Raw genomic sequence first — 12,075 nt, 5'->3', positions numbered from 1 at the left:
ATCAAACTGGGGCTAATGCACCAAATTAATCCATTTAAAAGGGGTACCCCCCTGATTAAGTCAGTTCAGCTGCGGCAAAAAGCGCCTTGGTATAAGTCTGGCGCGGATGCCGAATGAGGGTTTCGGTATCCCCAAACTCCACCACTTTGCCGTCCTTTAACACCATCACTTCGTGGGACATCGCCCGAATCACCGCTAAATCATGACTAATAATGAGGTAAGCGAGGTTGTATTTCTTTTGCAGCTCAGACAATAAGGCGAGCACTTGTTTTTGAATCGAGACATCCAAGGCTGAAGTGGGCTCATCTAAAACCAAGATTTGGGGGCGCAAGATCAGTGCTCTGGCAATGGCAATCCGCTGGCGTTGTCCACCAGAAAACTCATGGGGATAGCGCGTCAAGGCAGAACGGTCTAAACCGACCTCTTTAAGCATATCGACCACTCGCGTCTCTCGTTCTGCAGCTGAGAGTTTTGGGAAATGGATATCCAACCCCTCAGACACAATTTGCATCACATTCATCCGCGGTGATAAAGAGCCGAATGGATCTTGGAAAATGACTTGTAAGCTCGAGCGCATGGCGCGACGCTCTACTGGCTTTAATTTTTGCCAATCACTGCCGAGTACATCGACATCCCCAGTCACTTCTGCAGAGGAATCGCCCAGCAAACCTAAGACTGCCATACCGAGTGTGGTCTTGCCTGAGCCTGACTCACCAATCACACCAATCGTCTGACCTTGTTTTAATGCAAAATTCACTTTCTTCAAGACTTTATGAGATGGTGCTTTTTTAAACCAAGAGCCAGACTCAGAACTTGGATAAGCAACAGAGAGGTCTATGGTGTTCAACAGGACTGGGGCTAAAGGCATTACCGGGGCTAGTTCACGTACTGGCTCGCTATTAACTAATGCTTTGGTATAGGGATCCGTTGGGTGAGTAAAGACCTGTTTGGTTGAACCTGACTCCATAAGATTGCCTTGATTTAACACTGCTACTCGTTGTGCAAAGTGTTTTACCAAATTGAGATCGTGGGTAATCAAGAGAATCCCCATACCACCTTGATCTTTAGATTCTTCTTGAAGTTCTTTTAGTAAATCCAAAATCTGCAAACGCAAGCTCACATCTAAAGCAGTGGTTGGCTCATCGGCAATTAAGAGTCGCGGCTTACAAGCCAGTGCCATGGCAATCATGGCACGCTGTCGCTGACCGCCAGAGAGTTGGTGGGGATAAGAATGGAAACGGCGCTCAGGTTCTGGGATGCCAGTCTTTTTGAGTAAATCTATCGCCGCATCCGTACAGTCTGACTTAGAAATCAGTGGCTGGTAAATCTGCACCGCCTCAATAATTTGGTTACCGACAGTAAACAGTGGATTGAGTGCTGTCATTGGCTCCTGAAACACCATGGCGATTTCTCGACCACGAATTGCACGAATATCTTGAATCGGCAAGGCGAGTAAATCTACAGCGGCCTCCCCGTCTTTTTGATTCCAGAGAATTTTTCCAGATACTTTGGCACCCTCTGGTTCTAATCGCAAGGGCGCTAGTGCAGTTAGGGTCTTACCAGAACCAGATTCACCTACGAGAGCCACCCGCTCACCAATGCCGACCTCTAAGTCCAGATTCTTTACGGCAAATTTCTCACGTCGGCCAGAGCCAAAGGAGATCGATAGGTTCTCGTACCGTAGCAAACTCATGAGCGCCCTCCGCTCATCACACCAGACTTACGCGAATCGAAGGCATCACGCAAGGCTTCACCCATGAAGGTTAACAAGAGCAAGGTGGCTACTAAAACGACAAAGGTTGATAGTGAAATCCACCAAGCATCTAAATTGCTCTTGCCCTGCGAAAGCAATTCTCCCAAGCTTGGGGTTCCTGGTGGCACGCCAAGCCCCAGGAAATCTAAACTGGTTAAAGAAAGAATGGCGGCACTCATCCGAAATGGCAAGAAGGTAATGACCGGAGTCAAACTATTGGGCAAGATGTGGCGCCACATAATTTGGACATTCGTCAACCCTAATGCGCGCGCCGCTCGCACATATTCTAGGGCGCGATTGCGGAAAAATTCTGCGCGTACATAATCCGATAGACCCATCCAACCAAAGGCGGCCAGAAGAATAATCAACAGGGAAACACTGGGGTTAAAAATCGAGGCAAAGATAATCAAGAGATAGAGCTCTGGCATTGCAGACCATATCTCAATTAGGCGCTGTGAGATGAGATCAAACTTACCGCCAAAAAATCCCATCAAGGATCCCGTGAGAATGCCCACGCTAACCCCTACGATCGTCAGAGCGAGGCCAAATAAAATGGATAGGCGAAATCCATAAATCAAGCGGGCTAGTACATCGCGTCCCCGATCATCAGTACCCAACCAGTTTTCCCAAGATGGTGGTGCTGGGTTCGGAACCTGAGAGAAGTAATTGAGCGTTTCAAAGCTGTAGTGAATTGGTGGGTAGATTGCCCAATTGCCATTAGTCGTAATATTTTGACGAATATCTGGATCCAAGAAATCTGTTGGGGTTGAAAAGTCTCCACCAAATACCGTCTCTGGCTGATTCTTTGCAATCGGAAAATAGAAATGCCCTTCATAGCGCACGACCAAGGGCTTGTCATTGGCGATGAGCTCTGCACACATCGATAAGCCAAAGAGGATAGAGAATATCCACAGACTAGCGTAACCAGTACGGCTGTTTTTAAAGCGTAGCCATCGATTCATGAACCGCCTCCAGCGCCAAACTGAATGCGAGGATCAACATAAACGTAGCAAAGATCAGAAATCAACTTGGTAAATAAACCAATCAAGGTGAATAAATACAAGGTACCAAATACCACTGGGTAATCCCGACGCATCACCGACTCATAGGAGAGTAAGCCGAGACCATCCAAAGAGAACAAGGTCTCGATCAAGAGTGAGCCAGTAAAGAACGCACCGATAAAGGCTGCCGGAAAGCCCGTCACCAGAGGAAGCAGCGCGTTACGAAAGACATGCTTCCACAACACTTGTTGCTCTGTCAGGCCCTTGGCTCTAGCAGTGAGAACGTATTGCTTCCGTATCTCTTCTAAAAACGAATTCTTAGTCAGCATCGTCACAACAGCAAAGCTACCTAAAACAGAAGCAGTGATCGGCAGAACCAAATGCCATAAATAATCCATCACCTTACCAATTAGGCTCAGTTCACTCCAGTTATCTGAAGTCAGCCCTCGCAAGGGAAATATCTGCAAGAAACTGCCGCCACCGAAAAGTACTAGTAGCAGCACGCCCAGCACAAATCCAGGAATCGCATAGCCCACCAAAATCATACTGCTGGTAACGGCGTCAAAGCGTGAGCCATCCCGCACTGCCTTGGCAATGCCTAGGGGAATGGAAACTAGATACGTTATGAAGAAGGTCCATAAGCCAATACTGATAGAAACCGGTAGTTTTGAAACTACCAAGCCCCAAACACTTTCATGTTGGTAATAACTCTGACCTAAATCAAATCGGGCAAAGCGCCCTAACATCATGAAATACCGTTCTACTGGTGGCTTATCAAATCCATACAGGGCCTTCACCTCTTCTAAACGTTGTGCGTCAACACCTTGACGTCCGCGATAGGTCGCACCCGCACCGGAAGACTCTGAGCCACCCGTTGCAGCACTTCCTTTGCCTTTCAATTCGAGGACCATTTGTTCTACCGGTCCGCCAGGAACAAACTGCACCACGGCAAAGGTCAAGGTCAATACACCCAATAATGTGGGGATCATCAAGAGCAATCGTTTCAAGATATAGATGCGCATTTGACCTTGCATTATTTAGACTCTTCTTTCCACCAATTTTGCATGATCCACGGCTCTGCTGAGTAGTACAAGGGGGGCTCTGGATAGCGCATCTCTTTACGGTAGGCCACGCGATGGGTTGGGTTATACCACTGCGGAATCACAAAATAACTATTCCATAAGACGCGATCTAATGCTCTCGTAGCTGCGCGCAGCTCATCCCGATTTTGCGCTTTCGTAATCTCCCCTACTAAGGCATCTACTACGGGTGACTGGACGCCAATCACGTTATCTGACCCTTTTTCTTTGGCAGCCTGACTACCAAAACGATCCCACAGCTCATTACCAGGATTTTGGGAATCCGGAAAACGAATCGTTGTCATATCAAAATCGTATTCATCCATGCGCTTTTGATGAAGGGCAAAATCACTCGTGCGGATATCGACCTGAACTCCAAGTTTCTCTAGGTTGCGCATGTAAGCTGAAATCACCCTCAAAAAGAATCCGCCATCCTCGACGATTTCAAAACGAAATGGCTCACCCTTTTCATTGCGCAAAGCCCCGTCACGATATTGCCAACCCGCATGCATGAGGAGTTCACGGGCTTTCTTTAAATTCTGCCGCAAGCTAGCAGGCGGCTTCGTAGATGGTGCGGGAGGCATTGGTTCAAATACGGCATCGGGTACCCATTGAGGATATTTTGCTTTTAATGGCCTCAATAGTTTTAACTCTGCTTCAGTCGGTTTTCTGGGGCCGTCAAAGTTTGCACTCAAATCGCTATTGGTAAAATAGCTATTGATACGGCTGTACTGATCGTAAAAAATTTGGCGGTTAAGCCATTCAAAATCTAAGGCGTAACCTAAGGCTTGACGTACCCGAACATCTTTAAAGATAGGTCGACGCAAATTCATGGCAAAGCCTTGCATACCTGCACCATTGTGATTGAGAAATGCTTTCTTTAAGAGCGTGCCATTGTCAAACTTCGACCCAACATAGCCCTTGGCCCAGATCTTGGCGCGGTATTCTACGAGGGCATCAAACTCCCCTGCCTTAAAGGCCTCTAACCTAACTGCATCATCGCTATAGAGTTTGTAAAGTACGCGATCAAAGTTATAAAAACCTACTCGGACATTCAGGGGCTTACTGAGTTGGTCCGCCCAATATTGTGGGTTTCTCCGATACACAATCGATTTGCCGGCTTTAAACGATTCAATTAAATAAGGGCCACTACCAACGGGCATTTCAAATGCAATCTTTTCAAAAGGAACAATTGAACCATCCGCCTTCTTACCCCAGTTGCGAGAAAAAATGGGAAGTGTTCCTGCCAAAATGGGAAGTTCCGCATTGTTATTCTTAAAATTAAATCGTACCGAGCGCTCAGAAAGTACAACCGCCTCTGTAATATCTGCAAAAGTAGTTTTATAACGCGGGTGCGCTTTGCCACTCATTAACACATCAAAGCTGTGCTTGACGTCTGCGGCTAATACTGGAGTGCCGTCGGAAAACTTGGCTTCTGGGCGAATCCGAAAGGTGACTGACTGATGATCTGGCGCTACTGCAATGTCTTCAGCAAGTAAACCATAAATACTCGACACCTCATCTGCACTTCCCTCGGCTAAAGATTCGAACATCAATTCAATCCCCGGGGCAGTGACACCGCGCAAAGTGAAGGGGTTGAACTTATCAAAACTAGTTCTTTGACCCGGATTTGGCAAAGTAAGGGTGCCACCCCGAGGCGCATTGGGGTTGACGTAATCAAAATGGGCAAATCCATCGGCATATTTCGGCTTGCCATACTGAGAAATTCCCTGTGCCGCCTGAGCCGAGTTGGCCGCCATCCCTACTAGCAAGGCTAGAAGTATGAATTGGGCTGTTCGGCGAATGGGGTTTAGGGTAGGCATATATGCAACAATTGTAGATAGCTAATCATATTTGAAGCAAAGGACACAACATGGGCTTTCTCTCCGGCAAAAAATTCCTCATTACCGGCCTCCTCTCAAACCGCTCGATTGCCTATGGCATCGCCAAGGCCTGCCGCCGTGAGGGTGCTGAACTGGCCTTTACCTACGTGGGTGATCGTTTTAAGGAGCGTGCCGTTGATTTCGCAAAAGAATTCAATACGGAGCTCATTTTTGACTGCGATGTGAGTAGCGATGAGCAAATTGAGGCCTTATTTACAGATCTGGCAAAAACTTGGCCCCAGTTCGATGGTTTTGTCCACGCTATCGGGTTTGCCCCACGTGAAGCGATCGCGGGAGATTTCTTGGACGGTTTAAGTCGTGAAGCCTACCGTATTGCGCATGATATTTCTGCCTACAGTTTTCCTGCAATGGGTAAAGCAGCATTACCCATGTTACGCCCGAATGCCGCATTGTTAACACTCACCTACCTGGGTTCGATGCGGACTGTTCCGCACTACAACACCATGGGTCTTGCAAAAGCTTCATTGGAGGCTTCAGTACGCTATCTGGCCAATTCACTGGGTCCAAAAGGGATCCGTGTAAATGCGATCTCGGCTGGCCCAATTAAAACTTTAGCAGCCTCTGGCATTAAAGACTTTGGCAAAATCCTTGGGGCTGTAGAATCCGCAGCACCGATGCGCCGTAATGTGACGATTGATGATGTGGGTAATGCTGCCTCGTTTTTACTCTCTGATCTAGCGAATGGCATCACCGCTGAAATCATTTACGTTGATAACGGCTTTAGCCAAGTTGCCGGCGGAATGGGCGAGTAAGTTGAACGAAGGGCAAAGTCAATCAAACCCTATTCCCCTAAAAGAAGCATTAAAGTTCTGGGCAAAATTAGGACTCATTAGTTTTGGTGGTCCTGCTGGTCAAATCGCTGTTCTGCATCAAGAGCTGGTCGAAAAGCGTCGCTGGATTTCTGAGCGGCGTTTTTTACATGCCTTAAATTACTGCATGCTCTTGCCGGGACCAGAAGCCCAGCAACTCGTCACCTATATAGGCTGGTTAATGCACCGCAGTTGGGGCGGTATTCTTGCCGGCACTCTGTTTGTGTTGCCTTCGCTATTGATCTTAATTGCCTTATCTTGGGTATATCTCACTTTTGGTCAAGTCCCCTGGATTGCTGCAATCTTCTTCGGCATTAAGCCAGCAGTAGTCGCTATTGTTTTACATGCGGCTGTCCGCATTGGTAAACGCACCATTCACAACCCAGCACTCAAGTGGATTGCATTGGGTTCTTTCTTAGCCATCTTCATACTCAATTTAGCCTTCCCCATCATTGTGCTGATTGCTGCAGCACTTGGTTTTTGGGGAGGCAAGCGCTATCCAGAATATTTTCAGCAAAGTACTGGACACGGTAAGGATAAAGAAAGGCATTACGGCAATGCCATCATTGATGACGACACACCTACTCCAGCGCATGCGCAATTCAGTATGCAAAAAACGATGCTGCACAGCGCTGTCGCACTATTTTGCTGGCTACTGCCTATTGGAATTCTCATTGCCCTCTTCGGCTGGCAGACGCTCTACCCTCAAATAGCCTGGTTCTTTACCAAGGCTGCTCTACTTACTTTCGGCGGTGCGTACGCGGTACTGCCCTATGTCTATCAAGGGGCAGTGGAACACTTTCATTGGCTCAGTGCCAACCAAATGATTGATGGTTTAGCTCTTGGAGAAACCACACCTGGACCACTCATCATGGTGGTCGCTTTTGTTGGCTACCTTGCAGGACACATTCAACATCTGATTGGTAGTAGCAATCCATTTTGGTTTGGCGTGCTTGGCGCTTGTGTAGCAACGTGGTTTACTTTTCTACCCTCGTTCTTTTTTATCTTGGTCGGCGGGCCACTGATTGAGTCCACTCATGGCAAGCTGGGTTTTACCGCACCCCTCACAGCCATTACTGCAGCAGTAGTTGGTGTCATTGCCAACCTAGGTCTCTTTTTTGCGTATCACGTCTTTTTGCCCAGAGGCCTTGGGGGGTCCATTTCTTGGATCTCGATCCTGATTTGTATCTTGGCAGGATTAGCTCTATTCAAGTTCCAAAAAGGCGTTATGACGGTATTAGGAGGGTGCGCCCTAGCGGGGCTTCTCACTTACTTGGCCACAGTTTTAATAGGCTGAGCTTTTTCCTAAGATTGGCATAATGGGTCCTATGCGCATCGAACCACAAACTATTACCCACTTACAAGAATGGCTTGGTAAAACCGAGTCTTTCCAAGATAGCGTTACTGCTGCTCCAGTACGCGCCCTGTCGGCAACGCTAGATCGAGCCGATCCAGCACCAGTAACGGGTACTTTTTTACCCGAGCTCTGGCATTGGCTTTATTTTCTTCCCTATGCCCGTGAATCCGAGATTGGTCCAGATGGTCACCCTCAGCGTGGCGGTTTTCTGCCTCCTGTGCCGCTACCAAGACGCATGTGGGCAGGTAGTCGCGTGCAGTGGCTCGCGCCACTCTCGATTGGGGATGAAGTGGAGCGTGTTTCTAAAATTGAATCTGTTACCCATAAAGCAGGACGCACGGGTGATTTAATTTTTGTCGTAGTCAAGCATGAGATTTCCAATCAACATGGCCTCGCTATTGTTGAAGAGCATGACATTGTCTATCGTGATGCCCCAGGACCAGATGACAAACCCGTTACCCCCACGCCTGCGCCCACTGATGCGAAGTGGAGTAAAACGATTACACCAGATGAGGTCTTGCTATTTCGCTATTCAGCTCTTACGTTTAATGGCCATCGCATTCATTACGACCGCAAATACGTTACTGAAGTCGAAGGCTATCCCGGCTTAATTGTTCATGGGCCTTTGATCGCTACCCTCTTGGTGGATTTAGTGCGTCAAAGCATTCCGGGGTGCAAGCTCAAAAACTTTGAGTTCCGCGCCATACGCCCCACCTTTGATATCAACATTTTTAAAGTATCTGCTAAACCAGATTTAGATACAGACCCCAGTGGCAAAACGATTTCCATTTGGGCACAAGACCATGAAGGCTGGCTGACCATGCAAGCCACTGCAGTACTCGCTTAAAAAGAGAATTGAACTATGACGACTGAACACTTATCTCGTGAACTGGCTAGCTTTGCCGCCAAACTACAAATGAGCGATATCCCCAGTGATGTCATCAATCGCGCCGAAGATTTATTGGTCGATTGGTTTGGCTCAGCAGTGGCCGGCAAAGGCTCTCGTCCCGTTGAAACGATTACCCAATTTGCGCAGAATATGGGTGGCTTCGATAGCGCTCATCCTGGTTCCTCTGAAATCCTCATCTCGCGCAATAGCTCAAGTCCTTTTTTAGCAGCAATGGCTAATGCAGCTGCTTCTCATGTGGCAGAACAAGATGATGTTCACAATGGCTCCGTCTTTCATCCGGCTACGGTGGTCTTCCCACCGGCGCTCGCTTGTGCTCAAGCCATTGGTGCCTCTGGTGAAGATTTTCTGGTTGCGTCAGTGGCGGGTTATGAAGTAGGTATCCGCGTTGGAGAATTTTTAGGTCGTTCCCATTACAAGGTGTTTCATACGACTGGTACGGCAGGAACGCTTGCAGCTGCAGCGGCTGTTGGACGACTTCTTAAACTCAATCCCGAACAAATGCTGCATGCTTTTGGTTCGGCTGGAACCCAATCTGCTGGCCTTTGGGAATTCCTTCGCGATGCTGCAGACTCTAAGCAACTCCATACTGCTCACGCAGCAGCCACCGGTCTCATGTCAGCCTATATTGCGCAAGCCGGCTTTACTGGCGCCGAACATATTTTAGAAGGCAAGCAAGGCTTAGCTGCAGGGATGACTAGCGATGCAGATCCCAGTAAATTAGTTGATCGCTTAGGAAGTCGCTGGGCTTTAGCCGAGACCAGCTTTAAATACCATGCCTCATGCCGCCATACTCACCCTGCTGCAGATGCACTATTGCAAGTGATGCTGGCAAACACACTGAAGCCGAGTGACATCGCTAAAGTGGAAACGCTGGTTCATCAAGGTGCGATTGATGTTTTGGGTCCCGTGACAGATCCCGCAACCGTTCATCAATCGAAGTTCTCCATGGGTACCGTACTTGCCCTTGTTGCCCACTATCAATTTGCTGGCCTACAAGAATTCGATCAGCATTTTCATGATGAGGCGATTTGTTTATTCCGCGATCGTGTCACGATGACTTTGGATCCTGAAGTCGATGCTGCGTATCCACAACGCTGGATCGGTAAAGTGAAAGTGCATTTAAATCATGGGCAAATTCTGGAAGGTCGCGTGGATGAACCCAAAGGTGATCCTGGAAACACTTTAAGTCGTGCTGAGATTACGGATAAAGCACTGCGCTTAGCTGCTTTTAGTGGGGGCGCAAGTCCAGCCGAAATGACCAAGGCCATTGATTTCTTGTGGAATATCCGTAAACAGGCCAAGATAGGTCCTCTACTTCCCAGCAATGAGTTCAATAGCCATTTATGAATCCATTAGAGATACCCTTAGGTTTTTGCAGTAACTTTTTGTTTGTTCCAGGCACACGTCCTGAGCGTTTTATCAAAGCCCTCGATAGTGGTGCCGCAGGGGTAATCATCGATCTCGAGGATGCCGTTCCAGAGGAAGATAAAAAATCTGCTCGCGATGCAATTAGAACTGCTTGGCCCACTTTTAATGCTGAGCAAAAGAAACGTTTGGTGATTCGTACTAATGCACCTGGCACGCCGTTTTACTCAGCTGATTTAATCCTCGCACAAGAACTCGATGTGGGTTGCCTCCTGATTCCGAAGAGCGAATCCCAAGATCAAATCAATGGTGCCGCTTTAATTCTGCCGAACACCGCCATCATTCCGATGATTGAAACCGCCATTGGTCTCGATCGTCTGCGCGAAATTGCCAACTCGAATCAAGTCATTCGACTGGCTTTAGGTAACCTAGATTTGCAAGCCGATCTTGGTATGGTTTGCGATCTACAAGAAACCCAGTTACATACTGCGCGTTATCAAATCGTCTTAGCCTCGCGTGTGGCGCAGATTGCCCCTCCTATTGATGGGGTTACGCCCTCCACTGATGATGCTCAACGTATTAGCGATGATGCGGAGCGCGCAAAACGTTTAGGCTTTGGAGGCAAGTTATGCATTCATCCTAAGCAAGTGCTGATTGTGCAAAATGCTTTTATGCCCACGGAAGAAGAAGTGGCATGGGCTCAGCGGGTAATTGAGGCAGATCAAGCATCAAAAGGGGCTGCCATTAAGCTAGATGGCCGCATGATTGACCGCCCCGTCGTACTACTTGCCCAAAGAACCATTGCACTTGCTGGTAAACACTAGGTCACTCCACACCAAAAAAGTGATAGAAGTGGCAAAATTAGTTCATAAAAGAACCAGATGGAGATCAACATGAAGATTCAGAAACTACTATTCTCAGGAATCGTGGCAGCGCTCACTGCTGGCGCGTTTTTTAGTGCTAACGCCTTTGCGCAAGCTGACTGGCCGACTAAAAACATCACATTGATCGTTCCTTTTGCTGCTGGTGGACCAACTGATACTGTTGCTCGCTTGATTGCGGTACCAATGGGGCAGGCTTTGGGTCAAACAGTGGTGGTTGAAAACGTGAATGGCGCAGGGGGCACCATCGCCAGCACTAAAGTAGCTCGTGCAGCGCCTGATGGTTACACTATTTATTTGCATCACATGGGTATGGCTACTGCGAATGCACTGTATGACAAGCTCCCTTATGACCCTATGACAAGCTTTGATTACATCGGTCAAGTTGCTGATGTCCCCATGGTGCTCTTAGGTAAAAAAGATTTACCAGCAAACAACTTTAAAGAATTAGAGGCCTATATCAAGGCCAATGGTTCTAAAGTCACTATGGCGAATGCGGGTCCAGGAGCAGTGTCACAACTTTGCGGATTATTGTTTCAGAGCCGCATGGGTGTGAAGCTAACCAATGTTCCTTACAAAGGTACTGGCCCTGCCCTTACCGACCTATTGGGTGGTCAAGTAGATCTGCTTTGCGATCAAACTACACAAACCATTCCTTACATCAAAGATGGTCGCGTTAAGGCTTATGGCACAACCACTTTGAAGCGTTTGCCCGCTATTCCGAATGTGCCAACCCTAAACGAACAAGGTCTCAAAGGCTTTGAAGTCAAAGTGTGGCATGGCATGTATACACCAAAAGGTGTTCCAAAACCTATCTTGGATAAGTTGAATGCTGCCTTGAAAAAAGCTCTTAATACACCGGATGTTAAAAAACGCTTGGAAGATGCCAACATTGATATTGTTTCACCAGAGAAGATGACCCCTGCTGGTCTTAAGTCACACCTCGAAGCAGAAATCAACGTTTGGGGTCCCGTCATTCGCAAGGCAAATATTCCGGACTAAGATTAGTCGCCATA

The 12,075-nt window shown here is 47.8% G+C and carries 10 protein-coding genes; 6 read left to right on the top strand and 4 right to left on the bottom strand.

Translation table 11 applies throughout. The features are described from left to right. Window positions 1–55 precede the first annotated feature (55 nt). Genes ICN45_RS10035 through ICN45_RS10020 form a run of 4 tightly spaced genes read right to left on the bottom strand, consistent with a single transcriptional unit; the run spans window position 56 to window position 5,656 of the window. Window positions 56–1,693, bottom strand: a complete 1,638-nt coding sequence (locus ICN45_RS10035; RefSeq protein WP_216175513.1) for an ABC transporter ATP-binding protein — start codon at window positions 1,691–1,693, stop codon at window positions 56–58. Beyond that, window positions 1,690–2,715 carry an ABC transporter permease gene (locus ICN45_RS10030; protein ID WP_216175512.1) on the bottom strand — a complete coding sequence of 342 codons (1,026 nt, stop codon included), beginning with the start codon at window positions 2,713–2,715 and terminating at the stop codon, window positions 1,690–1,692. The genes ICN45_RS10035 and ICN45_RS10030 overlap by 4 nt, the downstream gene beginning before the upstream one ends. Continuing rightward, complete coding sequence (locus ICN45_RS10025) at window positions 2,712–3,776, bottom strand: microcin C ABC transporter permease YejB (protein ID WP_216175700.1); 1,065 nt, start codon at window positions 3,774–3,776, stop codon at window positions 2,712–2,714. Before ICN45_RS10025 ends, ICN45_RS10030 begins: the two co-directional genes overlap by 4 nt. Window positions 3,777–3,787: 11 nt before the next feature. After that, window positions 3,788–5,656, bottom strand: a complete 1,869-nt coding sequence (locus ICN45_RS10020) for an extracellular solute-binding protein (protein ID WP_216175511.1) — start codon at window positions 5,654–5,656, stop codon at window positions 3,788–3,790. Window positions 5,657–5,706: 50 nt separating this feature from the next. Between ICN45_RS10020 and fabI the strand changes: the two genes are divergently transcribed. The 6 genes from fabI (at window position 5,707) to ICN45_RS09990 (ending at window position 12,061) form a co-directional block, all read left to right on the top strand. Then, complete coding sequence (fabI, locus tag ICN45_RS10015) at window positions 5,707–6,489, top strand: enoyl-ACP reductase FabI (protein WP_216175510.1); 783 nt, start codon at window positions 5,707–5,709, stop codon at window positions 6,487–6,489. Continuing rightward, complete coding sequence (gene chrA / locus ICN45_RS10010) at window positions 6,419–7,843, top strand: chromate efflux transporter (protein ID WP_216175509.1); 1,425 nt, start codon at window positions 6,419–6,421, stop codon at window positions 7,841–7,843. Before fabI ends, chrA begins: the two co-directional genes overlap by 71 nt. A 22-nt stretch (window positions 7,844–7,865) precedes the next feature. After that, window positions 7,866–8,750, top strand: coding sequence for an HTD2 family dehydratase (locus ICN45_RS10005; RefSeq protein ID WP_216175508.1), 885 nt, complete (start codon window positions 7,866–7,868; stop codon window positions 8,748–8,750). 15 nt (window positions 8,751–8,765) lie between these two features. Continuing rightward, window positions 8,766–10,160 (top strand): MmgE/PrpD family protein, encoded by a 1,395-nt coding sequence (locus ICN45_RS10000; protein ID WP_216175507.1) that lies wholly within the window; start codon window positions 8,766–8,768, stop codon window positions 10,158–10,160. Further along, window positions 10,157–11,002, top strand: coding sequence for an HpcH/HpaI aldolase/citrate lyase family protein (locus tag ICN45_RS09995; RefSeq protein WP_216175506.1), 846 nt, complete (start codon window positions 10,157–10,159; stop codon window positions 11,000–11,002). The genes ICN45_RS10000 and ICN45_RS09995 overlap by 4 nt, the downstream gene beginning before the upstream one ends. 69 nt (window positions 11,003–11,071) lie before the next feature. Next, window positions 11,072–12,061, top strand: a complete 990-nt coding sequence (locus ICN45_RS09990; RefSeq protein WP_216175505.1) for a tripartite tricarboxylate transporter substrate-binding protein — start codon at window positions 11,072–11,074, stop codon at window positions 12,059–12,061. Window positions 12,062–12,075 lie beyond the last annotated feature (14 nt).

The sequence above is a fragment of the Polynucleobacter alcilacus genome (assembly GCF_018881545.1).
In the GTDB taxonomy this organism is placed as follows: Bacteria; Pseudomonadota; Gammaproteobacteria; order Burkholderiales; family Burkholderiaceae; genus Polynucleobacter; species Polynucleobacter alcilacus.
Note: the sequence above shows the minus strand (reverse complement) of the source record. Positions and strands in the feature narration are given on the sequence as shown.